Origin of the sequence: Alsobacter soli (assembly GCF_003004785.1) — a bacterium.
In the GTDB taxonomy this organism is placed as follows: Bacteria; Pseudomonadota; Alphaproteobacteria; order Rhizobiales; family Beijerinckiaceae; genus Alsobacter; species Alsobacter soli.
This window is the reverse complement of record NZ_PVZS01000026.1, coordinates 35,144-56,318: the sequence shown is the minus strand read 5'-3', so window position 1 is coordinate 56,318 and position 21,175 is coordinate 35,144. Positions and strand designations below refer to the sequence as shown.

The 21,175-nt window shown below is 69.5% G+C and carries 23 protein-coding genes; 12 read left to right on the top strand and 11 right to left on the bottom strand.

What is annotated here, in order from left to right; all coding sequences use genetic code 11:
* Positions 1-8 precede the first annotated feature (8 nt).
* On the top strand, positions 9-491 hold the full coding sequence (locus SLNSH_RS19240) for a VOC family protein (protein ID WP_106338905.1): 483 nt from the start codon (positions 9-11) through the stop codon (positions 489-491).
* 28 nt (positions 492-519) lie between these two features.
* Positions 520-1,302 (top strand): VOC family protein, encoded by a 783-nt coding sequence (locus SLNSH_RS19235; RefSeq protein ID WP_106338901.1) that lies wholly within the window; start codon positions 520-522, stop codon positions 1,300-1,302.
* Positions 1,303-1,511: 209 nt separating this feature from the next.
* On the opposite strand, the gene SLNSH_RS19230 is transcribed toward SLNSH_RS19235, so the two are convergent.
* Genes SLNSH_RS19230 through SLNSH_RS19220 form a run of 3 tightly spaced genes read right to left on the bottom strand, consistent with a single transcriptional unit; the run spans position 1,512 to position 4,706 of the window.
* Positions 1,512-2,219, bottom strand: coding sequence for an ABC transporter ATP-binding protein (locus SLNSH_RS19230; protein ID WP_106338897.1), 708 nt, complete (start codon positions 2,217-2,219; stop codon positions 1,512-1,514).
* The gene (locus SLNSH_RS19225; protein WP_106338893.1) at positions 2,212-3,438 is read right to left on the bottom strand and encodes an ABC transporter permease; all 1,227 of its coding nucleotides are present in this window, start codon (positions 3,436-3,438) and stop codon (positions 2,212-2,214) included. Before SLNSH_RS19225 ends, SLNSH_RS19230 begins: the two co-directional genes overlap by 8 nt.
* Positions 3,435-4,706, bottom strand: a complete 1,272-nt coding sequence (locus SLNSH_RS19220) for an efflux RND transporter periplasmic adaptor subunit (RefSeq protein ID WP_425353021.1) — start codon at positions 4,704-4,706, stop codon at positions 3,435-3,437. Before SLNSH_RS19220 ends, SLNSH_RS19225 begins: the two co-directional genes overlap by 4 nt.
* Before the next feature lie 165 nt (positions 4,707-4,871).
* Here SLNSH_RS19220 and SLNSH_RS19215 point away from each other — a divergent pair, with 165 nt between their 5' ends.
* From SLNSH_RS19215 to SLNSH_RS19205, 3 genes are all read left to right on the top strand, one after another.
* On the top strand, positions 4,872-7,370 hold the full coding sequence (locus tag SLNSH_RS19215) for a heavy metal translocating P-type ATPase (RefSeq protein ID WP_106338890.1): 2,499 nt from the start codon (positions 4,872-4,874) through the stop codon (positions 7,368-7,370).
* Complete coding sequence (cueR, locus tag SLNSH_RS19210) at positions 7,367-7,792, top strand: Cu(I)-responsive transcriptional regulator (RefSeq protein WP_106338887.1); 426 nt, start codon at positions 7,367-7,369, stop codon at positions 7,790-7,792. Before SLNSH_RS19215 ends, cueR begins: the two co-directional genes overlap by 4 nt.
* 111 nt (positions 7,793-7,903) lie before the next feature.
* A complete protein-coding gene (locus SLNSH_RS19205) occupies positions 7,904-8,116 on the top strand; it encodes a hypothetical protein (protein WP_106338885.1) in 213 nt (70 codons plus the stop codon).
* Positions 8,117-8,172: 56 nt separating this feature from the next.
* On the opposite strand, the gene SLNSH_RS19200 is transcribed toward SLNSH_RS19205, so the two are convergent.
* Complete coding sequence (locus SLNSH_RS19200; RefSeq protein ID WP_106338883.1) at positions 8,173-8,328, bottom strand: aa3-type cytochrome c oxidase subunit IV; 156 nt, start codon at positions 8,326-8,328, stop codon at positions 8,173-8,175.
* 134 nt (positions 8,329-8,462) lie between these two features.
* Here SLNSH_RS19200 and SLNSH_RS19195 point away from each other — a divergent pair, with 134 nt between their 5' ends.
* The 5 genes from SLNSH_RS19195 (at position 8,463) to SLNSH_RS19175 (ending at position 13,582) form a co-directional block, all read left to right on the top strand.
* Positions 8,463-10,292 carry a PHA/PHB synthase family protein gene (locus tag SLNSH_RS19195; protein WP_106338881.1) on the top strand — a complete coding sequence of 610 codons (1,830 nt, stop codon included), beginning with the start codon at positions 8,463-8,465 and terminating at the stop codon, positions 10,290-10,292.
* A gap of 271 nt (positions 10,293-10,563) precedes the next feature.
* Positions 10,564-12,585 carry a methyl-accepting chemotaxis protein gene (locus tag SLNSH_RS19190; RefSeq protein WP_158266825.1) on the top strand — a complete coding sequence of 674 codons (2,022 nt, stop codon included), beginning with the start codon at positions 10,564-10,566 and terminating at the stop codon, positions 12,583-12,585.
* A gap of 92 nt (positions 12,586-12,677) precedes the next feature.
* A complete protein-coding gene (locus SLNSH_RS19185; RefSeq protein WP_106338877.1) occupies positions 12,678-12,884 on the top strand; it encodes a hypothetical protein in 207 nt (68 codons plus the stop codon).
* Positions 12,885-12,930: 46 nt separating this feature from the next.
* Positions 12,931-13,149, top strand: a complete 219-nt coding sequence (locus tag SLNSH_RS19180) for a hypothetical protein (RefSeq protein ID WP_106338875.1) — start codon at positions 12,931-12,933, stop codon at positions 13,147-13,149.
* A gap of 46 nt (positions 13,150-13,195) precedes the next feature.
* Positions 13,196-13,582 (top strand): group II truncated hemoglobin, encoded by a 387-nt coding sequence (locus SLNSH_RS19175; protein WP_106338873.1) that lies wholly within the window; start codon positions 13,196-13,198, stop codon positions 13,580-13,582.
* Here the strand turns inward: SLNSH_RS19175 and SLNSH_RS19170 are convergent, their stop codons facing one another.
* Together SLNSH_RS19170 and SLNSH_RS19165 are read right to left on the bottom strand one after the other, a co-directional pair.
* On the bottom strand, positions 13,583-14,281 hold the full coding sequence (locus tag SLNSH_RS19170; RefSeq protein ID WP_106338871.1) for a class I SAM-dependent methyltransferase: 699 nt from the start codon (positions 14,279-14,281) through the stop codon (positions 13,583-13,585).
* 33 nt (positions 14,282-14,314) lie between these two features.
* Positions 14,315-14,719 (bottom strand): response regulator transcription factor, encoded by a 405-nt coding sequence (locus SLNSH_RS19165; RefSeq protein WP_106338869.1) that lies wholly within the window; start codon positions 14,717-14,719, stop codon positions 14,315-14,317.
* A gap of 176 nt (positions 14,720-14,895) precedes the next feature.
* On the opposite strand from SLNSH_RS19165, the gene SLNSH_RS19160 reads away from it, so the two are divergent.
* Positions 14,896-15,132, top strand: a complete 237-nt coding sequence (locus SLNSH_RS19160) for a hypothetical protein (RefSeq protein WP_106338867.1) — start codon at positions 14,896-14,898, stop codon at positions 15,130-15,132.
* Between the two features lie 7 nt (positions 15,133-15,139).
* On the opposite strand, the gene SLNSH_RS19155 is transcribed toward SLNSH_RS19160, so the two are convergent.
* Positions 15,140-16,309 carry a dipeptidase gene (locus SLNSH_RS19155; RefSeq protein ID WP_106338865.1) on the bottom strand — a complete coding sequence of 390 codons (1,170 nt, stop codon included), beginning with the start codon at positions 16,307-16,309 and terminating at the stop codon, positions 15,140-15,142.
* Positions 16,310-16,424: 115 nt separating this feature from the next.
* Here SLNSH_RS19155 and SLNSH_RS19150 point away from each other — a divergent pair, with 115 nt between their 5' ends.
* Positions 16,425-16,817, top strand: coding sequence for a response regulator (locus tag SLNSH_RS19150; RefSeq protein ID WP_106338949.1), 393 nt, complete (start codon positions 16,425-16,427; stop codon positions 16,815-16,817).
* 20 nt (positions 16,818-16,837) lie between these two features.
* On the opposite strand, the gene SLNSH_RS19145 is transcribed toward SLNSH_RS19150, so the two are convergent.
* The 4 genes from SLNSH_RS19145 to SLNSH_RS19130 are packed head-to-tail and all read right to left on the bottom strand — an operon-like array spanning position 16,838 to position 21,104.
* A complete protein-coding gene (locus tag SLNSH_RS19145; protein ID WP_106338863.1) occupies positions 16,838-17,851 on the bottom strand; it encodes a sensor histidine kinase in 1,014 nt (337 codons plus the stop codon).
* 19 nt (positions 17,852-17,870) lie between these two features.
* Positions 17,871-18,335: a response regulator gene (locus SLNSH_RS19140; RefSeq protein ID WP_106338861.1), complete on the bottom strand. Its 465-nt coding sequence runs from the start codon at positions 18,333-18,335 to the stop codon at positions 17,871-17,873.
* Entirely contained in the window at positions 18,335-20,554 is a 2,220-nt protein-coding gene (locus SLNSH_RS19135) for an ATP-binding protein (RefSeq protein WP_106338859.1), read from the bottom strand. Before SLNSH_RS19135 ends, SLNSH_RS19140 begins: the two co-directional genes overlap by 1 nt.
* A complete protein-coding gene (locus SLNSH_RS19130) occupies positions 20,547-21,104 on the bottom strand; it encodes a biliverdin-producing heme oxygenase (RefSeq protein ID WP_106338857.1) in 558 nt (185 codons plus the stop codon). Before SLNSH_RS19130 ends, SLNSH_RS19135 begins: the two co-directional genes overlap by 8 nt.
* Positions 21,105-21,175: the final 71 nt, after the last annotated feature.

Here is a 21,175-nt window from a genome sequence, read left to right as displayed (position 1 = left end):
AGGCGTCCATGACCGCCATCTCCCATTGCCTCTGGTTCGACGGCGAGGCCGAGGAAGCCGCCCGCTTCTACGTGTCCATTGTCCCGAACTCCCGGATCGACCACGTCATCCCCGCCATGGTGGACACGCCGCACGTGAAGCTGGGCGAGGTGCTCCTGGTGGAGTTCACCCTCGCCGGGCAACCCTACGCCGCCCTGAACGGCGGGCCGGAGTTCAAGTTCACGCCAGCCGTGTCGGTCTTCCTGCGCTGCGACTCGCAGGCGGAGATCGACCGCGTCTGGGACGCCCTCGCCGACGGCGGGCAGCCCATGGCGTGCGGATGGATCACGGACCGCTACGGCCTCGCCTGGCAGGTCGTGCCGAACGACATCACCGACATGTTGAAGGACAAGGATCCGGCCAAGTCGAGGCGCGTCATGGAGGCCGTGATGACCATGGTGAAGCTGGACGGGCCGACGCTGCGCCGCGCCTATGCGGGCGCGGACGCCTGACGCGACAACAACCAACAGGAGGAAACCGATGCCCGCCAATCCTTTCGTCTGGTACGAGCTGATGACCGGGGACCTGGACGCGGCCGTGGCGTTCTACGGAAACGTCGTCGGCTGGACCGCCCAGCCCTTCGAGGGCGGCGATCCGCCCTACATCCTCATGGGCGTCGGCCCGCGCGAGCACGCTGCCGGCATGATGACCATGCCGGACGAGCTGAAATCGGCAGGAGTGCGCCCGCACTGGATGGGCTACATCGGCTGCCGCGACGTGGACGCGAAAACCGCGGATGTCCGCCAGGCCGGCGGGAAGGTGCATCGCGAGCCCTGGGACATTCCAAACGTCGGCCGGATCTCGGTCGTGTCGGATCCAGGCGGCGCCGTGTTCGGCCTGTTCCAGCCCAAGGAGATGGACGAGCCTCCGCCCCTGCCGGCGCCCATGGCGCGCGGCCATGTCGGCTGGCGCGAACTCTACGCCGCCGACGGCGAGCAGGCGTTCAGGTTCTACGCCGACCAGTTCGGCTGGACCAAGGAGCGCGACATGGACATGGGCCCGATGGGCGTCTACCGCATCTTCGCCATCGACGGGGTCGGGTCGGGCGGCATGATGACCAAGCCCCCGCAGGTCCCCATGCCGCACTGGGGCTTCTACTTCACCGTCCCGGAGATCAATGCGGCGGTGGATCGCGTGAAGGCCCATGGCGGCCAGGTGCTGAACGGCCCCATGGAGGTGCCCGGCGGCGCCTGGATCATCCAGGCCCTCGACCCGCAGGGCGCCGGCTTCAACCTGGTGGCGCCGCCTCCCGCCGCAGGCTGACCGCCCCCTCCGNGGCGCCGCCTCCCGCCGCAGGCTGACCGCCCCCTCCGCCGTCCTTGCGAGGAGCCCAAAGGGCGACGAAGCAACCCAGGGGCGCCGGGCGTCCATGCTGTTGATGGACGCGGACGCGCCGTGCCCGTGGATTGCTCCGTCGCTCCGCTCCTCGCAGGTCCGGAGAACCGGCAGGCGGCCTCGGGTCGCCGCAGTTCCTAGCGCGCGTCCAAAGTCGGGATGACCCGGCCCGAGATGCGCCCGTCGACCACCTCGACGATGCGGTCGCAGCGCTGCGCCAGGTCCAGGTTGTGGGTGACGATCAGGAAGCTGGTGCCCCGGTCCCGGTTGATGCGCCGCATCAGCTCGAACACCGCGTCAGCCGACACCGAGTCCAGGTTGCCGGTCGGCTCGTCCGCCAGCACCAGGGACGGGTCCATGGCCAGCGCGCGCGCGATGGCCACGCGCTGCTGCTGCCCGCCGGAGATGTTGGTCGCCTTGTGGTCGCGCCAGCGGGACAGGCCCACCCAGTCGAGCAGCTCGTCCGCGCGGCGCTCCATCGCGGCGTCCGGGTGGCCCCGGTCGAGCAGCATGGGCATGACCACGTTCTCGTGCGCCGTGAAGGCAGAGATCAGGTAGTGGTATTGGAACACGAAGCCGATGGCCCGCCCCCGCAAGGTCGTGATCGCCGCGTCCCCGAGCTCGGTCGTGTCCTCCCCGTTGATGAAGAGCGTGCCCGAGGTCGGCCGGTCCAGGAGGCCGACGATGTTGAGCAGCGTGCTCTTGCCCGAGCCGGACGGGCCCATGAGGGCCACGAACTCGCCCTCGTGCAGCGCGAGGTCGATCCCGTGCAGCACCTCCGTCTCGGTCGGCAGGCCGACATTGTAGGACTTGCAGATTCCCTCGAGGCGGATGACGTCAGCCACGGATGGCCTCCACCGGGTCCAGCCCCGCGGCCCGCAGCGCCGGCGCGGTTCCGGCCCCCACGCCCGTGACCGTCGCGATCAGCGTCGCCACGACGAACAGGCCGGGCGACAGGATCAGCGGGAACAGCTCCGACCCGTCCGCCTGCCGGGCGACGCTGTGCCACAGGACGAGCGCTCCCGCGCCCATGGCCGAGCCGACCAGCGACCCGAAGAAACCGAGCACGCCGCCCTGGATCAGGAACACGCGCAGGATCTGGCCCTTGCGCGCCCCCATGGCCCGCAGGATCCCGATGTCCTTGGAGCGCTGGATCACCGACACGATCAGCACCGCGGCGATGCCGAAGGCGACCGAAAGGCCAACGAACAGGCGGATCAGCGTGTTCGAGTTCTGCTGCGCCCGCACGGCGGTGAAGAACTGCGCATTGGTCTTGATCCAGCTGTCCGCCTGCACGGGCAGGCTGGCCGAGATCTCGCGCGCGATGGTCTCCGCCGCGTAGATGTCCTTCACGGTCATGTCGATGGAGGTGACGCCGCCGATGAGGTTGAACAGGCTCTGCGCCGTGCGCAGCGCCACGAAGGTGCTGCGCTGGTTGGCCCCCTTGTTGCCCAGGTCGAAAATGCCCCGGATCGTCAGCACCCGGTCGCCACCCTGCGCGGTGGTGACGTGCATGCGGTCCCCGAGCGTCACGCCCAGGTCGTTGGCGAGTTCGGTGCCGATCAGGATGTCGTCCGTGCCGAGCCGCGTCTCGCCCTGCACGATGTAGTCGGGCACACGCACGATCCGGAAATAGTGCTCCGGCTCGATGCCCGTGAGCGTGACGCTGCGCCCGGCCGACCCGCGAACCGCGAGCCCCGCGCCGGAGACGCTGGGGGAAACCGTGACCACGTCCGCCCGCGCCGTCATGGCCTCGCGGATCGTCCGCCACTGGTCGATGCTCAGGATCCGCTGCGACGGCCGCTGCACGATGGCCGCCTCGATCTCGTGCGGACCGCCCCGCAGCGGGCGCGCCACCTCATCCGGCGGGATCAGCTGGATCTGCGGCTGCGAGGTGAGCACGCGCTTGATGAAGTTCGCCTGCAGCCCGCTGAGCATGGCGGACATGAACACGATCACCGCCACCCCGATGGCGATGCCGCCCAGGATGAACCCGGTCTGCATCCGCCCCTCGGCCAGGAACCGCAGGGCCGCGATCCATTCGAAGGGCAGCCAGCGCCTCACGGCTGGACCGCCCTGATCCGCTGCCCGGCGCGGACGCCTGCCGAGACCGGGAGCAGGAGGTCTCCGGGTTTCACCCCGTCGAGGATCTGCACCCGGTCCCCTGCCCGCAGCCCGAGCTTCACCGGCTGGTCGTGCGCGCGTCCACCGTTGGAGACCAGCACGAAAGGCGCGCCGCCATTGGCGTCGTGGACCACGCGCGCGGGCGCGACCAGGGCTCCCCCGCGGCGGTCGACCTCGATGTCCACCGACACGGTCATGTCCTGCCGCAGGTAGTCCGGCGCGTCCTTGGCGGTGAGCTTCACCTCCACGGAGGCTCGGTTGATGTCGACGGACGGGTTGATGTAGCTGAGCGTCGCCGGAAACCGCAGGTCGGGATAGGCGTCGGCCGACGCCAGGGCGGACTGCCCCACCTTGAGCAGGCCGAGGTTCTTCTCGTCGATCTGCACGACGAGCTGCACGTCGCCTGTGGGGGCGAGCACCAGCAGCGACTTGCCGGGCTGCACCACCGCACCCTTCTCGACGTTGCGGCTGATGAGCACGCCGTCGCGCGGCGCCGTGATCAGGCTGTAGCCAAGGCGCGCCTTGGCGGTCGCAAGCGCCGCCCGGGCCTGGGCGAGCTGCGTTTCGGCCATCACGTAATCGCTGCCGCCCGGGCTCGACGTGTAGACCTGCAACTCCGCCGTGCGGGCCTGCGTGCGCGCCACGTCCAGGTTCTTGGTGGCCTCGTCCAGCGCCGCCTGGGTGCCGAAGCCGCCCTTGGCGAGGCGCTGGGCGCGCTCGTAGGTCGCCTCCGCGTTCGCGAGCGTGGCCCTGGCCTGCTTCAGCGTCTCCTGGGCCGCGGGCTGCGTCAATTCGCGCATCTGGCGCATGCGCGCCTCGGCCTGGGCCACTGCGCCCTCGGCCAGCACCATCGCCGACTGCAGTTCCTCGCGCTCGAGCCGGATGAGGGGCTGCCCCCGCTTGACGGTCTGCCCTTCGTCGACCAGCACCTCGTCCACGACGCCCGTGATCTGGCTGCCGATGTCGACCCGGTACGGCGTCTCCACGTGGCCGCTGGCCACCACGGTCTTCACGAGGTCGGCCTTGACCACCGGATAGGCTGTCACCTCCGGTCCGAAATACCAGCGCGCCAGGCCCAGGCCCATGAGGGCGGCGACGCCCAGCGTCAGAAAGCCCCTCCAGGCTAACGCGAGCGCCGTGCGGATGCGGGAGCGAGGCGGCGCCTGGCGGTAGGACGTGGGCGCCCGGGCGGTGTTGGTCTGGTCCACAGTCGACCTCGGGGGTGATCTTGTGGATGTTCTGCGCCCGTCCGACAAGGCTCGCCATGAGATAGATCATCTGCCTCGAGCCGGCGCCCTGTTATGGACTGCGCTCTTGACCTTCCCACCATGGGAAGCCCCATATGCACTGCCGACCATCGAGAGGAGTCCCCCATGGCGGCCACAGCGACCCGGGCGCGAGCCGAACCGACCACCCAAGTGGAGATCCCTGTCCAGGGCATGACCTGCGCGTCCTGCGTCGGCCGGGTGGAGCGCGCCATCCGGGCGGTCCCGGGCGTCACGGCCGCCAACGTGAACCTGGCCACCGAGCGATCGACCGTGTCCCTGTCGGCCGGCGCCGACGTGAAGGCCGTAGCCGAGGCCATCCTGGACGCCGGCTACGAACCGGTTGAGACGACCGTCGAGCTCGCCGTCCGCGGCATGACCTGCGCGTCCTGCGTCAGCCACGTCGAGCGCGCGCTGAAGCGCGTGCCCGGGGTCGTGGACGCCACCGTGAACCTCGCCACCGAGCGCGCTTCCGTCCGCTCGTTCGGCGTTCCCTCAGCGGACCTGATCACCGCGGTCGAGGAGGCCGGCTATGAGGCCGAGCCCGCCCTGTCGGGCCAGGACCAGACCGACCGCGAGCGCGAGGCGCGCGCCGCCGAGATCGCCGGCCTGAAGCGCGACGTGATCCTGGCCGCCCTGGGCGCGGCCCCGCTGCTTGTCATCGAAATGGGCGCGCACTTTTCGGACGCCTTCCACCACTGGCTGATGATGACATTCGGAGACCGGGCCTTGGGGCTCGTCTCCTTCGTCCTCGCCACCTTCGTGCTGTTTGGCCCCGGCCTGCGCTTCCAGCGCAAGGGCTGGCCCGCGCTGGCGCGGCTCGCGCCCGACATGAACAGCCTCGTCGCGCTCGGCGGCCTTGCGGCCTATGGCTACTCCGTCGTGGCGACCTTCGCGCCCGGGCTCCTGCCGGAAGGCGCGCGTTTCACTTACTACGAGGCCGCCGCCGTGGTGGTGGCCCTCATCCTGCTCGGCCGGTGGTTCGAGGCCCGGGCCCGCGGCGGGGCGGGCGAAGCCATCCGCCGCCTGCTGACTCTGCAAGCCAAGGCCGCGCGCGTGGTGCGGGATGGCCAGGAGGTCGAAGTCCCGATCGAAGCCGTGCGCGTAGGCGACGTGGTGGCTGTGCGCCCGGGCGAGCGGCTGCCGGTGGATGGCGTCGTGGTGGAGGGCTCGTCCTACGTGGACGAATCCATGATCACCGGCGAGCCGATCCCGGCCAGCCGAGCCGCCGGCGACCGCGTCATCGGCGGGTCGGTGAACGGCAACGGCGCTCTGCGCTTCCGCGCCGCCAAGGTCGGGGGCGACACCCTGCTGGCCCAGATCGTCCGCACCGTTCAGCAGGCTCAGGGCTCCAAGCTGCCCATTCAGGCCGTGGTGGATCGGATCACCCTCTGGTTCGTGCCCGCGGTCATGGCCGTCGCGGCCCTGACATTCGTGGCGTGGCTGGTTTGGGGCCCCTCCCCGGCCCTCACCTACGCCCTGGTGAACGCCGTGGCGGTGCTGATCATCGCCTGCCCATGCGCCATGGGGCTCGCCACGCCGACCTCCATCATGGTCGGAACTGGCAAGGCCGCCGAGCTCGGCATCCTGTTCCGCCGCGGCGAGGCGCTGCAGCAGCTGCGCGAGGCCACCGTGGCCGCCCTCGACAAGACCGGCACGCTGACCCGCGGCAAGCCGGAGCTGACCGACATCGAGACGGCCCCCGGCTTCACGCGGGAGGAAGTGCTGCGGCTCGTCGCGGCCGTGGAGAGCCGTTCGGAGCATCCGGTCGGCGCCGCGATCGTGGCGGCGGCCGGCCGGGAAGGCCTCGACCTGCCGGCGCCGACGACCTTTGAGGCCGTTCCCGGGCTTGGCGTGCGCGCCACCGTGGAGGGGCGCAAGGTCGATGTGGGCGCCGACCGCCTGATGGTCCGTCTCGGCCTCGACCCGGCGGGCTTCGCCGAAACGGCGGCCCGCCTGGGCTCGGAGGGCAAGACGCCGCTCTATGCGGCCTTGGACGGCCGGCTCGCCGCCATCCTGGCCGTGTCCGACCCCATCAAGGACACCACGCCCGCGGCCCTGGACGCGCTGCGCGCGCAAGGCCTCAGGATCGTGATCATCACTGGCGACAACCGCGCCACGGCGCAGGCCATCGCGCGGCGGCTGGGCGTGGACGAGGTGATCGCCGAGGTGCTGCCCACCGACAAGGCGGACGTGGTCAAGCGCCTGCAGGCGGATGGGGTCGCCCGGGTGGCCTTCGTCGGCGACGGAGTGAACGACGCGCCGGCGCTGGCCCAGGCCGACGTGGGCGTCGCCATCGGAACGGGCGCGGACATCGCCATCGAAAGCGCCGACGTGGTGCTGATGTCCGGCGACCTTGCAGGCGCGGCCAACGCCGTCGCGCTCAGCCGCGCCACCATCCGCAACATCCGCCAGAACCTCGCCTGGGCCTTCGGCTACAACGTCGTGCTGATCCCGGTCGCGGCGGGCGCGCTCTATCCGCTGTTCGGCGTGACCATGTCGCCCATGTTCGCCGGCCTCGCCATGGCCTTCTCCAGCGTCAGCGTGGTCACGAACGCGCTCCGCCTGCGCGGATTCCGGCCCGTGCTTCGGGAGGCTCGCCCATGAACATCGGCGAAGCGGCCCGCGCCTCCGGCGTGTCCGCCAAGATGGTGCGCTACTACGAGTCCATCGGCCTGATCCGCCCCGCCGCGCGCACCGAGGCTGGGTACCGGGTGTACGGCCCGGACGACGTCAACACGCTGCGCTTCGTCAAGCGCGCCCGTTCGCTCGGCTTCTCCATGGAGGAGACCGCCGAGTTGCTGAACCTTTGGCGGGACAAGACGCGCGCCAGCGCCGACGTGAAGGCCTTCGCCCTGAAGCACGTGACCGACCTGGAGCGCCGCATCGCCGAGTTGCAGGGCATGGCCGCCACTCTCCGCCACCTCGCCCAGTGCTGCGCGGGCGACCAGCGCCCGGATTGTCCCATCCTGGACGACCTCGCCCAGGCGAACCAGACGCCTAGCCCCTCGCCGTCATCGCGAGCGTAGCGAAGCGATCCAGACCCTTCCGGATGCGAATGAAGGCTGCCGAAAGGGTGGAACCGCCACGGAGCCGTCGTCTTTGAGGGGCAACCTGTTCGCCCCCCAAGAGGAGAGACCATGATTCGAACCACGCTCCTGGCCGCCCTGATCCTGGTCCCCGGCGCCGCCTGGGCCCAGCAGAACGACGCGCGCGCGGCGGCAGAGATCCTGAAGCGCGACAACCTCGTCGACACCTATTGCGGCGACGACGCCAGCCAGCCCCTGCCAGGCTTCACCGAGGAGGCCACGGACGAAGCCTGCGACATCGTTTCGAGCGAGGATGACGACTGACGGGAGCCCCGCTCGGGTCTAGCGCCCTCTCCCGTCCGTCGGGAGAGGGCGCTTGGTCAGCGGGTCCAGTAGAAGATGAACGCCAGGATCAGCGGGATGGCGACCGCCACCGACCTGGCGAGGCGCACGAAGGCCCGGTAGGTTCGCTCGTGCTCCTCGAAGTCGATGTCGGGCGTGACGTCTGGGACGGAGTGCATGCTGTGCGTGTCCATGGCGGACCTCCTTCGATCGCGGGGAAACGGGTCGAGGCAGCAGGGGTTCCTCCCGGAGCGACGCAGTCCGCTTGCGATAGGGCAATGTCTTTTCCATTCTGGCGTGCCCTGATGGGTGGGTCTGGAGACCCCCGATGAACGAGCTCCCACTTCCCGTCCGTGTCGAGAGCGCGCCCGCGCCGGCCGGCCCGGTTCACCCCGACTACCTGGCGCCCGCCGAGCCGGCCGACGGAAGCCGGCCTATCCAGACCTTGGAGGATCTCGATCACTTCGCGACCGCCATGGTCGCCGAGGCCACGCGCGGGCTGTCGCCCACGGCCCTGTCCCTGGCCATGGCCGACTGGGCCATCCACCTCGCGGTCTCGCCCGGCAAGCGGCTGGAGCTGGCGCTCGAGGCCTGGCGCATGGCCATGAAGCTGGCGGACTCCGCCGGCGCCATGGCCCGCGGCGCCGAGCCGGAGCCCTTGGCGGAGGCCCGCCCCGGTGACAACCGTTTCCGTGGTCCCGCCTGGAGCGCCCCGCCCTACCGGCTGATCAGCGAGGGGTTCCTGCTCGCGCAGCGCTGGTGGGAGGAAGCGACGCGAGGCGTCCACGGCGTGTCGCCACACCACCAGGATGTGGTGTCCTTCACCGCCCGCCAGGCTCTCGACGTGGCCTCGCCCTCGAATTGGCCCTGGCTCAACCCGGAGATCCTGGAGCGGACCGCGAAGGCCGGCGGCCTCAACCTGGCGCAGGGCTTCGCAAACTGGATGGAGGACGCGACCCGCAACCTGGCCGGCCGACCGCCCGCAGGCGCGGAGACCTTCCAGGTTGGACGCGACGTAGCCGTCACGCCCGGCAAGATCGTGTTCCGCAACCGACTGATCGAGTTGATCCAGTACGCGCCCACCACAACGCAGGTGCGCCGGGAGCCCGTGCTGCTCGTGCCGGCCTGGATCATGAAATACTACATCCTGGACCTGTCGCCCCAGAACTCGCTCGTGCGCCACCTGGTCGACAGCGGCCACACCGTGTTCTGCATCTCCTGGCGCAACGTCACGTCGGAAGATCGGGATCTCTCGCTGGACGACTATCGCCGCCTGGGCGTGATGGCCGCGCTCGACGCGATCAGCGCCATCGCGCCGGAGCGGAAGGTCCACGCCGCCGGCTATTGCCTCGGCGGCACGCTCCTGTCCCTGGCCGCGGCCGCCATGGCGGAGTTCGGCGACGACCGGCTCGCCTCCATGACCCTGTTCGCGGCGCAGACCGATTTCACCGAGCCCGGCGAGCTCCAGCTCTTCATCGACGACAGCCAGGTCTCCCTGCTCGAGAGCATGATGTGGGAGGAAGGCACGCTCGACGCGTCCCAGATGGCGGGCGCTTTCCAGATGCTGCGTTCCAACGACCTGATCTGGTCGCGGCTGGTGCATGACTACCTGATGGGCCAGCGCACGCCCCTGAACGACCTGATGGCCTGGAACGCCGACGCGACCCGCCTGCCCTATCGCATGCACTCGGAATATCTGCGCCGCTTTTTCCTCGCCAACGACCTCGCGTCCGGGCGCGTCATGGTGAAAGGGCGCCCTGTCGCCATCCAGAACATCCGGCTGCCGATCTTCGCGGTCGGCACGGAGCGCGACCACGTCGCGCCCTGGCGTTCCGTCTACAAGATCCACTACCTGGCCGAAACCGACGTCACCTTCGTCCTCACCAGCGGCGGCCACAACGCGGGTATCGTCAGCGAACCCGGCCGCAAGGATCGCCACTATCGCATGGCGGTGAAGCCGGAAGGCGCGCACCGCCTGAGCGCGGACGAATGGTTGGTCCAGTCCACCGCGGGCTCGGGCTCCTGGTGGCCGGCCTGGTTCCGATGGCTGGACGCGCGCTCCAGCAACAGCCTCGACGCTCCGCCGCCGCTCGGCAGCGAGGAGGCCGGCTACCCGGCGCTGGAGGACGCGCCGGGCTCCTATGTTCTCCAGAAATAACACGCCCAGGTTGAAACAAGCCCCATTGATCCAAGATAATCGCAGCTGACGAGCGCCTGTTTCTGCGATTCCATACTCAAGACTTGAGCAACCGTGATTCAAAGCTTTTTTCACCTCTTGAGGGCTATGCAAGGCGACGTCTTTGCGGAGCCGCGCCATGGCCATATCGCTTAACAAATTTTCGATCGCGACACGCATTACAGCCCTGAGTTGTGCATCCATGCTGGGGCTATTGGTTGTCGCAGGCGCGTATTTCGATGGAAGCCGGCGCGTGGCGGGCGCCTTTGAGGAAGCCCAGCAATATGGCGCCATTCGGCAGACGGCCCGCCAGTTCGGCCTGGCGCAGGTTGAGCTCAAGGCCATCAGCCGCGATCTGCGGTTCCGCCGGGACGACGTTGACGTCGAGCGGTTCTCGGCCGCGCTCGGGACCGCGTCCGCTCTCGCAGCCACCTTGGAGCGTCTTCCCCTGCATGAACGCTACGGCGTTGAACTGGCCGCCGCCCGCGCCCACGGAGTCGCGGTGGCCGAGAGCTTCCAGTCCGTGCAGAAGCTGAAGCAGACCATCGGGGCGGAAGGGTTCGATGGTCTCGCCAGCGGCCTCGCGGAAGCCGCCGACAAGGTGACGAGCCGCGTCCGGGGCGAGATCGACGACGAAGACGCCCTGCTCTCCGAGCGCATGCTCCAGGCCCTTGCCGCCATGCGGGCGGCCAAATCCGAATACAGGCGCACCACGGACAACAGCCAGCTCGGGGAGTTCGAGGTCAGCAAGGGACGGGTCGAGCGCGCCATCGCGCGTCTCCACCTCGACGAGGCGGCGAAGTCGTCGCTGGCGGCTGACCTGGAGACCTACGCCTCCCGCTTCGCAGCCTGGACCGAGGCCGAGAACGCCTACATGCAGGCCGCCGAGAAGCTCACCGGCGCCTTCGACGTCATCGGCCCGACCCTGTCCGAGCTCGAGCGCAAGGCGGCCGCCGACGGCGAGGCGGCCGGCCAGCGGCTCGCGGACGCCCAGGCGCTGACGCAGCGGATCATCCTGGCCGCCATCCTGGCCGGCCTCGCTTTCGGGGTGGCCTGCGCGGTCCTCGTGAGCCGCACGACGGCCCGGCCGCTGGCGCGCCTGCGGGACGCCATGCTCGCCCTGGCGTCGGGCCGAACCGACGTGGAGATCGCGGCCGCCGACCGGGCGGACGAAATCGGCCAGATGGCGCAGGCGGTCCAGACGTTCCGGCAGGCGGCGCTGGATCGCGCCCGGCTCGAGCATGAGGCCGAGGAGGAGCGGCGCGGCGCCGAACACGAGCGGGACGCGCGGGAGCTCGAGAGCCGCAGGAACGAGGCGGCCCGCGCCGAGTTCACGCGCCAGCAGGCGCACGTGGTCTCCATGTTGGCCGAGGGGCTCAAGGCCCTCTCCACCGGCGACCTCACCATGCGCATCGAACAGGCGTTCCCGCCGGAATACGAGGGCCTGCGGAGCGATTTCAACGAGGCCGCCAGCCAGATGCAGCAGGCCATCGCCGAGGTGATGACCTCCGTCGGGACCATCCGCACCCACGTGGCCGAGCTCGCGGGCGCGTCCGAGGACCTCGCGCGCCGCACGCAGCAGCAGGCGGCCTCGCTCGACCACACGGGCGCGAGCGCGCGCGAGCTCGCCGCCTCCGTGCGCGCGTCCGCGACATCCTCCCACGACGCCGCCGGCGCGGCGAGCAAGGCGATGTCGGTGGCCGAGAAGGGCGGCGGCGTGGTGCAGCAGGCGGTCGACGCCATGAGCCGCATCGAGGGCGCGTCCCAGCGCATCAACGAGATCACCACAGTGATCGACGACATCGCCTTCCAGACCAACCTGCTGGCCCTGAACGCGGCGGTGGAGGCCGCCCGGGCCGGCGAAGCCGGCAAGGGCTTCGCTGTCGTGGCGTCGGAAGTGCGCACGCTCGCGCAGCGCGCCGGCGAGGCGTCCCGCGACATCAGCGCGCTGATCGCGTCCTCCTCGGCGGAGGTGACTCAGGGCGCAGCCCTGGTGCGCTCCACCGGCGAGGCGCTGGCCCAGATCGTGGCGGCGGCCCGGCAGGTGGCGGCCGACGTGGACGGCATCTCCACCGCCGCCTCGGAGCAGATGAGCCAGATCGCCGCCATGGGCGAGGCCGTCACCGAGATGGAGCATGTCACCCAGCAGGACGCCGCCCTCGCCGAGGAGAGCGCCGCGTCGGCGGCGTCCCTGACGGACGAGGTGGAGCGCTTGAACGATCTCGTGGGTGAGTTCCGCATCCAGGCGACGGGATGGCGCCGGCTGGCGGCCTAGATCCCGGGCCGCTGATCCGACCGGCGACAGGCCTCGTATACGTACGCCAGCTCCCCCGACGGCCAAGGCGAAATCGATAACAGGGGCGACAAATGGAGAAGGACGTTCACCAAGTGGCGAGCTACATCGCCAACCTCATGCCTGAGGCGTTTGCGCAGCACCCGATGCGGCTGGATGACGACAGCGCCATCGGCTTCGACCTTGAGCGGGACTTCTCCGATCAGGAACGGCAGCGGTACCATGCTGTCGCCATGGCCTTGCTCCAATTCATGGGATCGGAGTCGCGGCACGGCGGCTAGCGGAACCTCGGCCGCGTCTCCGCCATTGTGGGTCAGGAGACGCGCCATGTCCGCCAAGCAGCCCCCTTTGCCGCAAGACGAACCGGACCCGCAGCGCAAGCCGGGCATTCCCGAACTGCCCGTTGCGGACGAGGATGTCGATCCTTTGGAGCCGGGCGGCATCGCCCCCGGCTCGCCCCCGGGCGAGACGGTCGGCAGCACGCCTGCCGTGCCGATGTCCGAGGCCGAGCGCAACGAGCGCGCCGGCCGCCGGCCCAAGGTTTGAAACCGGGGCTTTGCCGTCGCGCCGCCCTGCGCTAAGCGGTGCGGCCATGACGACCGACACGAGCCTCTATGCGCTGATCGGCGGCGAGCCGACAATCCGGGCGCTGACCCGCCGTTTCTATGACCTCATGGACGCGCTGCCTGAAGCCGCGGCGTGCCGCGCCGTGCATCCTGCGTCCCTGGCCGGCAGCGAGGAGAAACTGTTCGACTACCTCACGGGCTGGCTGGGAGGCCCACCGGTCTACGTCCAGAAGAACGGCCCGCCCATGCTGCGGGCCCGCCATCTCCACGCGCCCATCGGGCCGGAAGAGATCGAGGGCTGGCTTATCTGCTTCCGGCAGGCCTGGGCCGAGACCGTCCGTCATCCGGGCGTGACCGAGGCGGTGATGCCGCGCGTGGAGGCCCTCGCCCGGCACATGCACAACCGCGCCTGATCAGACCCGCAGGTCCGACGCCCTCACCTCGAAGACGCTCGCCCCCGTCCACTGCCGCCAGTGATGTTCGGGCAGATTGATCTCGCGCAGCCGCTGCTCGGAAAACCGCGCGGTCACGTCGTAGCGCGCCGGCGTGCGGAAGATCATGCCGATCGTCTGCGGGATGAAGTCGGCCCCGAAGCGCCGGACATGGATCATGGGGCCGAACCGCGCGACCATCTCGTGTTCGGGCAGGTCCACCAGTTCCTCGCTGAACCCGCCCGGCAAGATCGGCATGGTGAACAGCATGACACCCTCTGGCGCCAGCGCCTGGGCCAGGCGGATCAGCGGAACCGTGTAGCTGCAGCGGATATGCTCGATGACGTGGTTGTGCACGATCAGGTCGTAGTACCCGCGCGGAAGGTCGAACACGTCCCGGCACAGATCGAAGGGCTCGGCGTCGAGGCCTGGATATTTGCTCGGATCGATGTCCACGGCCCGGTAATTTGGTCCTCCCCGGGCCCGCAGGATGGACGCGAGCCCTCGCTCGGGCGCGAAGTGCAGGATGCGGGCGTCCGGCGGAAGGCTCAGCCGCTCCTGGACGTGAAGTCCCACGAGCCTCGTTCGCTCGAGCGACCCGCAGGATGCGCAGCGCGCCTTCGGGCGCTTCGGCATGTCCGTGAAGGACTTGCCGCCGCACAGGTTGCATCGGATCGCCAAGGCGGGGCTCCGCTTTCAGGATGGCAGGGTCGTTCAGATGGCCGCGTCGGCCGTCGCCCAGGGTGGCGCAGGCGCGTCCAGTCGCCTGAGCACCGAGCGGACACGGGCCAGCAACTCGCGGAGATCGTACGGTTTGACCAGGTAGTCGTCCGCCCCGAGTTCCAGACCCACCACCCGATCGATCTCCGCCCCATGGGCGCTCGCGAAGATGATGCCCGGGGCGCCTTGCTCGAGCAGCCATCGGGCCAGGGACAGCCCATCCTCGCCAGGCATGGAGATGTCCAGCACGGCGACGGAGATCGGCTCGTCCTGGGTCAGGGCGCGGAAGCTCGCGGCGTCCCGGGCCGACAGCACGCGAAACCCATGCTGCGACAGGTATTCCACCACTGCGTCGCGCAGGTCTGCCTCGTCTTCGGCGATTGCGATCGTCGCTGTCATGCCCCGCCCTCTTCACGGCGCCGCAACGGGCGGGCACGCTATCACCGGCCACCCGGTCCGACAACGAAGAACCCGTTAAGATTGTGCTAACGCCGGGAACAAGCCTCCTCGATGAGCGTTGACGTGAGCGCTGCAAGAGCGGCCGCCCGGGCTGGGCGAATCAATGGGGGGAGGCCATGCCGTACCTGGATGCTCGCGCCATCGAGATCGATCCCGAGGGCATGGACCTGCTGCGCAACGTCATCGCAGGCGCGGCTGGAGGAGCCCTCGCCTATGATCCCGCCGCCTTCCAGAAGGACGGCGACGTTCTGGCCATCGCTGCGCCGCGCCCGACGGTGCGCAGGCCGCGGCTCTGGGGCTTTCCATCGCGCGATCCTGTCCCGGCTGAGGCCGCGTCCGTGATCTGGGCCTGAGCGGAGCTCAGCCGCCCGTCTCACGGTCATAGTCCGCGGCGTGCCCGACGCGCGGCGTTTCGCTTCTGCGCAGGCGACGGCCGACCGCCTCCACCTTGCGGAAAACTCGGACGAAGTTGCCGCCTGCGATGCCGGCGATCGCGTCATCCGACCACCCACGCCTGATGAGTTCGGCCAGAAGGTGCGGGAAACGGCTCACGTTCTCCAGGCCGACGGGCACGCGCCCGCCGTAGTAGTCCGAGCCGATGCCCACATGGGCCAGCCCGGTTCGCTGGACGAAGTATTCGATGTGATCGCAGAGTTGCTCCAGGGTCGCCCGCGGAGCCGCTCCGTTCGGGGGCGCGGGCGCCTGTTCCGGAGTGGACAGCGGGGCTTTGCCCCAGCGGTCGCTCAGGGGCCTGTAGTAGTCCCGCACCTCCTGGCTGATGAAAGCCGGAACGAAGGTCGCCATCACGACCGCATCCTTGCCCTTCACCCGCGCCAGCACATCGTCCGGCACGTTCCGGGGATGATCGCAAAGCGCGAACGCGTTCGAGTGGCTGAAGACCACCGGGGCCCGTGAGACGTCGAGCGCTTGGTGCATCACCGTGGGCGCGACGTGCGCCAGGTCGATGATGACGCCGAGGCGGTTCAGTTCCTCCACGACGGCCCGCCCGAACGCGGTCAGCCCGCCATGCCGGGGCGCGTCTGTGGCGCTGTCCACCCAGTCCAGGGTCTCATTGTGGCAGAGAGTCATCAGCCGCATGCCCGCCGCATGCAAGACGCGCAGCGGCGCAAGGCTGTTCTCCAGGCCGACCCCGCCCTCCACCGTGATAAAGGACGCGATCTTGCCGGCCGCCTTCGCGCGGGCGACGTCTGCGGCCTTCCGGGCCGGCAGCAGCAGGTCCGGATAGCGCTGCTCCATCTGGAGGATGACGTCGATCACCTCCATCACGGTCCGACCCGGATGGGGCGAGTGCGTGGGAATGAAGGCCGCCCAGAACTGGGCGCCTACCCGGCCCTCCTTGAGGCGGGGGAGGTCCGTGTCGTGGTCCTGATGCACCCGCCCAGGCTCCCAGGCGGCGACGTCGCCCCTCGCCGCCCGATCGGCGCGGATCACGTAGGGCAGGTCGTTATGGCCATCCACGAGGGGAATGCGCTCGAGAAGATCGAGCGCATGGGCAAGGGCGCGGTCCATTGTCGGCTCCGGACGACTCGGGCGGAAGGGCCCGGTCAAGGAAGGATTAGGCTGGCGGCTAGACTAACTTGCGTAAACCCCGGAACCCGCAGCCCCGCTCTGCGTTATGGCATCCATGATTGATTTCTCCGGCTTGCGGGTCCTCGTCGTCGAGGACGAACTCCTGGTGGCGCTCGCGCTGGAGGATATTCTGAATGACATGGGCTGCGAGATCGTCGGCCCTTTTTCGCAGATCGAGGAGGCTGAATCAGCCGCTCGGTCCGAGCGGCTGGACGCCGCCATCCTGGACGTGAACGTGCGCGGGCGGCTGATCTATCCGGTCGCCGAACTGCTGGCTCAGCGCGGCGTGCCCGTGCTGTTCTGCAGCGGCTACGCCGACACGCCCGTGCTGCCGCAGCCGTTCCGCTCCCTGCCGCAGGTCGCCAAGCCCTACGACGAGATCGCGCTTCGCCGCGCCATGGAGAAGGCGTTCGGCGCGGTCCGGGAGCCCGGAGCCATGCGGGCCTGAGGCCCGCCGCGCGCTGGAACTCAGGTCTGGATCTCGATGTCTCGCGGCTCCGGCGCAAGCGGGAAATCCAGTTCGCACACCACGCCCGTCTGCGGAAAGCGCAGCGACACGGTCCCGCCCAGCTCGAAACCGACGCTGCGCTGGATCAGCGTCGACCCGAAGCCGCGCTTCAGCGGCTCCTTGACGGGCGGACCGTCCTGCTCCCGCCAGGTCAGGTGAAGGTGATCCGCGCCGCCGCGGTCTTCCACCGTCCAGTCCACGAAGATCCGGCCGCCATCCGAGGCGAGCGCGCCGTACTTGGCCGCGTTGGTCGCCAGTTCGTGGATGATCAGGTTCACCGTCAGGGCGTGTTGCGGGGGCAGCTGGACATCCTGCCCGTGGAGCAGCACGTGCTGGCCGTCCCCTCGCCGGAACGGCTTCAGCGACTCCGACAGGAGTTCCTCCAGGTCCATGTCGCCCCAGTTGGCCCGCAGCAGCAGCGAATGGGCGCCGGCGAGCGCGTGCATGCGCCCCAGGAAGGCCGTCTCGAACGCCTTCAGGTCGTCGCTCCGTCGCAGCGTCTGCTGGGCGATGGAGATCACGGTCATCAGGGTGTTCTTCACCCGGTGGCTCAGCTCCGCCACCAGCAGGCGCGTCCGCTCCTCGGCGCGCCGTCGCAGGCTCTGGGCTTCGCTCTCCCGCAGCGCGCGCTCCACCGAGGGGCCCAGGCGCTGCAATCGGGGCTTCAGCACGTAATCCGTCGCGCCCTGTTTCAGCGACTCGATCGCGATCTCCTCGCCGAGCACGCCGGACACGAAGATGAACGGCACGTTGGGGGCCCGCTCGCGCCTCAGGGCCAGGGCCGCCATCCCGTCGAAGCTTGGAAGCGAGAAGTCGGAGAGGATGAGGTCGTAGCCGCCCTTCGCGAGCTCCGCTTCGAAGCCCGCCCGATCCTCGACCCGTGTGACGGAAAAGCTCAGCCCGCTCTTGCGCAGGTATTCGCCGACCAGATCGGCGTCCAGCTCCGAATCTTCGACGAGGAGGATCTTGACCATTCTGCTGCCCGGCACGCGCTCAACCCTGGGAAGAACGCAAGCGGCTGCCCGGAGGCGGCGGCTCGTTGAGGATCGCCCAGAACATGCCAAGCTCCTGGATGGCTTTGAAGAACTCCTGGAAATCAACGGGCTTCACCACGAAAGCGTTGACCCCCAGTTGGTAACTGCGCACCAGATCCCGCTCCTCTCGCGAAGATGTGAGCATCACGACAGGGATGGGGCGAAGATCGTGGTCCTTCTTGATCTGCTCCAGGACCTCGAGGCCGTCCATCTTCGGCAGCTTGAGGTCGAGCAGCACCACGGCCGGGTCGCCGCGCTCCCGATCCTGGAAGGCGTTGCGAGCGTAAAGGTAGTCCAGAGCCTCGGCCCCGTCCCGCACGACGATGACCTCGTTGGCGAGCTGGCATTTCGCCAGGGCCGCCAAGGTCAGCTCCACGTCGCGGGAGCTGTCCTCCACGAGCAGGATGGGTCTCAGCTCGGCCATCAGCGGGCCTCCGGGTTGGGAAGAGTGAAGTGGAACGTGGCGCCCTGGTCGAGCACGCCTTCCGCCCATACGCGGCCGCCGTGGCGCTCCACCATGCGGCGCACATTGGCCAAGCCGATGCCGGTGCCCTCGAACTCCTCGGCCCGGTGCAGCCGCTGGAACACGCCGAAGAGCTTGCCCACATAAGTCATGTCGAAGCCGACCCCGTTGTCGCGGACGGTGAAGAGGGTCTCGTTGGCCTTCTTCTCCGCCGAGATCTCGATCAGGGCCGTCTCGCGCCCGCTGGTGTATTTCACGGCGTTGGAGATCAGGTTCTGCCAGACCTGGCGCAGCAGGCTCGGGTCCCCGTGCACGGGCGGGAGCTTGCTGATCTTCCACTCGATGGAACGGCCCGCGGTCTGAGGCGATAGCAGCCGGCGCACCTCCTCCACCAGCTTGCCCATGTCCACGCGGACTGGATGCAGGGTGACGCGCCCGGCCTGGGAGAAGCTCAGCAGGTCGTCCACGAGCCGGCCGGCCGAGAAGGCTGACTGGATGATGGTCTCCAGGTAATGCGCCCCCTTGTCGTCCAGCGTGCCGCTGAGCCGCTCCCGCAAGAGCTCCGCGTAGCCCACGATGTGCCGGAACGGCGCGCGCAGGTCGTGCGACACGGAATACGAGAAAGCCTCGAGCTCCTTGTTGGACTTTTCGAGCTCGCCCGTGAGCTCGGCCATCTGCTCGGCCTTCCGCAGCACGATGTCGACCACGGAGGTTCGCAGCGCCCGGGCGGCGTCGACGGCCGGCTGCGACCAGGGGTCGGCCGTGAGCCGGACGGTCTCCTTCCAGGACTCGAACGACTTGCGCGGCGACAGCCGCTCGGAGCCGGGCTCGCGCGTCTTGGCGGGCTCGCCCGCCCAGTGCACGGTCCGGATCACCTCGGGCCGGAACCAGAGCACGTAGCTGGGGTGGATCTGCGAGATCGAGATGGCCAGGAGGCCGCTCGCGCTGTCCCTGTGCTCCGCCGCTTCCGGGATGTCACGCGCCAGCGACTCGGTCACGTAGACGCCGTCTTCCGTCAGGCTGGACAGCCGGCCCGCGATGGCGCGGACCGCGCGGTCGTCCGGCGTCTGCCCCACGGATCGGACCTCCATGTCCGACACCACGGAGGCGCCGGCCGCTCCCGTCAGGTCAAGCAGGGCTCCGCCGTCCTGGGTCAGGCCCACAAGGAGGTTTGGCGCCAGGGCCATTGCGGTGAGCAGGCGGGCGTGGACGCTCTGCAGGCGCACGCGCTCGGAGGCTTCGGCGTAGAGGTCCAGGCCGGCCAGGCGCATCGCCATGATCTGCCCGATGAAGTCGCAGGCCGTACGCACCGGCTGGGGCGCCCGGCGCGGTTCTGCGCTGTGGCAGGAGATCAGCCCCCAGAGCCGGCCGTTCACGACGATCGAAATGGACATGGACGCCGCCGTGCCCATGTTCCGCATGTACTCGAGGTGCACGGGCGACACGCTCCGCAACACCGAGTAGGACAGGTCGAGAGGCTCCGGCGAGGCGACGCCGGGCGCGCGCAGGATGGGCGCGGGGTCGTAAGCCGCGTTCGGGATCTGGCGCACGCGGTTCAGGCGGTAGAGCTCGCGCGCCTGCGCCGGGATATCCGACGCCGGGAAGCGCAGGTGCAGGTACGACGGCAGGGCGTCATTGCGGCTCTCGCCCAGCACGACGCCGTTCCAGTTCTCGTCGAAGCGGTAGATCAGCGCGCGGTCGAAGCCCGTGATGCGGCGAACCGTATCCGCGGCGCTCTGCGCGACGTCCCGCTCGTCGTGGCTGTCCTGCATCTCCTGGGCGAAGCGCCGGACGTCCCCATAGGCGTCCTCGAGCCGGACGTTCGCTCCCCGCGCGGATTCCTCCAGCTCGAGAATCATGACCCCGCCGGACCAGTGCGACACCGGGTGGTAGTCAACCCCGGCGATGCGCAGCACGCGCGAGGGCGGAAACTCGCCCCCGCCCGCCAGCACGGCGGCGATGTCGTCTGCCCCGTCGGCCAGCACCGCGCTGATCGGCTGCCCGAGGGCGCTCTCCACGGAGCAGTTCAGGACCCGGTCTGCGTTCGCGCTGGCCTGCGCCAGCCGCCACTCCCCGGGCGTCAGGGCGAAGAGGGCCCCATGCGGCTGGATGCTGCCGGGCGTGCGGATCGGCTCGCGCGCGCAGCTGTCGAGCATTGGATCGTTCAGCGCTTCACCCATGGGCAGGCTCCTGGGGGCAGAGCCAGCGGTTCAGCAGAACGAATGTCCCGCGCGCGGCGGCCACGATGGCGTCTTCGTCCTCGGGACGCGAGATGTCGGCCAGGGCGGCCCGGAACGTGCGCCACCGCTCCGCGGCGTCGCGGCCGTAATTGCTGAAATACCGCGCTCCTGGACCACGCAGGCCCAGGACGCCCTCGATATGCCTGGCGATCACCAGACCGCCCATGGTTGATCCCTCCAGCACGTAAAGCGACCCCATCGCCTCGGCCCTGCTGGCCAACGCCGGCACGGGCGCCGTGAGCGTCGACGGCTTGGCGCCGAGCTGGTCGAGGTCGTCCGCCAGCAGCCCGAGCTTTCGCCGAGGACCGAAGAAGGCCTCGTCGCCGACCAGCGCGCCGACGCGCGGCTCCCAGCGCCGGAAGAAGGCGTGATAGCGCTGCAGCAGTCCGACGTAGTCCGCCAGCGACAGATTGGGCCTGAGCAGGTCCAGATCCGCCTCGATCCTGTCATGGTCTGCGCGGGTCTCGCGCTTGAGCCGGTCGAGCAGCATGCACAACCCGAATTCAGGGGAAGCGCAGCCCGCGCGACAAGGCCGCCGGGAACGGGACCGATCCAGCGAAG

What these genes read in the sequence shown, in the direction of transcription:
- SLNSH_RS19240 (WP_106338905.1), top strand. Translation starts at nt 9, where the DNA reads ATGACCGCCATCTCCCATTGCCTCTGGTTCGACGGCGAGGCCGAGGAA.
- SLNSH_RS19195 (WP_106338881.1), top strand. Translation starts at nt 8,463, where the DNA reads ATGAACGAGCTCCCACTTCCCGTCCGTGTCGAGAGCGCGCCCGCGCCG.
- SLNSH_RS19215 (WP_106338890.1), top strand. Translation starts at nt 4,872, where the DNA reads ATGGCGGCCACAGCGACCCGGGCGCGAGCCGAACCGACCACCCAAGTG.
- SLNSH_RS19200 (WP_106338883.1), bottom strand. Translation starts at nt 8,328, where the DNA reads ATGGACACGCACAGCATGCACTCCGTCCCAGACGTCACGCCCGACATC.
- SLNSH_RS19140 (WP_106338861.1), bottom strand. Translation starts at nt 18,335, where the DNA reads ATGGCCGAGCTGAGACCCATCCTGCTCGTGGAGGACAGCTCCCGCGAC.
- SLNSH_RS19180 (WP_106338875.1), top strand. Translation starts at nt 12,931, where the DNA reads ATGTCCGCCAAGCAGCCCCCTTTGCCGCAAGACGAACCGGACCCGCAG.
- SLNSH_RS19175 (WP_106338873.1), top strand. Translation starts at nt 13,196, where the DNA reads ATGACGACCGACACGAGCCTCTATGCGCTGATCGGCGGCGAGCCGACA.
- SLNSH_RS19205 (WP_106338885.1), top strand. Translation starts at nt 7,904, where the DNA reads ATGATTCGAACCACGCTCCTGGCCGCCCTGATCCTGGTCCCCGGCGCC.
- cueR (WP_106338887.1), top strand. Translation starts at nt 7,367, where the DNA reads ATGAACATCGGCGAAGCGGCCCGCGCCTCCGGCGTGTCCGCCAAGATG.
- SLNSH_RS19130 (WP_106338857.1), bottom strand. Translation starts at nt 21,104, where the DNA reads ATGCTGCTCGACCGGCTCAAGCGCGAGACCCGCGCAGACCATGACAGG.
- SLNSH_RS19165 (WP_106338869.1), bottom strand. Translation starts at nt 14,719, where the DNA reads ATGACAGCGACGATCGCAATCGCCGAAGACGAGGCAGACCTGCGCGAC.
- SLNSH_RS19160 (WP_106338867.1), top strand. Translation starts at nt 14,896, where the DNA reads ATGCCGTACCTGGATGCTCGCGCCATCGAGATCGATCCCGAGGGCATG.
- SLNSH_RS19145 (WP_106338863.1), bottom strand. Translation starts at nt 17,851, where the DNA reads ATGGTCAAGATCCTCCTCGTCGAAGATTCGGAGCTGGACGCCGATCTG.
- SLNSH_RS19135 (WP_106338859.1), bottom strand. Translation starts at nt 20,554, where the DNA reads ATGGGTGAAGCGCTGAACGATCCAATGCTCGACAGCTGCGCGCGCGAG.
- SLNSH_RS19235 (WP_106338901.1), top strand. Translation starts at nt 520, where the DNA reads ATGCCCGCCAATCCTTTCGTCTGGTACGAGCTGATGACCGGGGACCTG.
- SLNSH_RS19155 (WP_106338865.1), bottom strand. Translation starts at nt 16,309, where the DNA reads ATGGACCGCGCCCTTGCCCATGCGCTCGATCTTCTCGAGCGCATTCCC.
- SLNSH_RS19185 (WP_106338877.1), top strand. Translation starts at nt 12,678, where the DNA reads ATGGAGAAGGACGTTCACCAAGTGGCGAGCTACATCGCCAACCTCATG.
- SLNSH_RS19150 (WP_106338949.1), top strand. Translation starts at nt 16,425, where the DNA reads ATGATTGATTTCTCCGGCTTGCGGGTCCTCGTCGTCGAGGACGAACTC.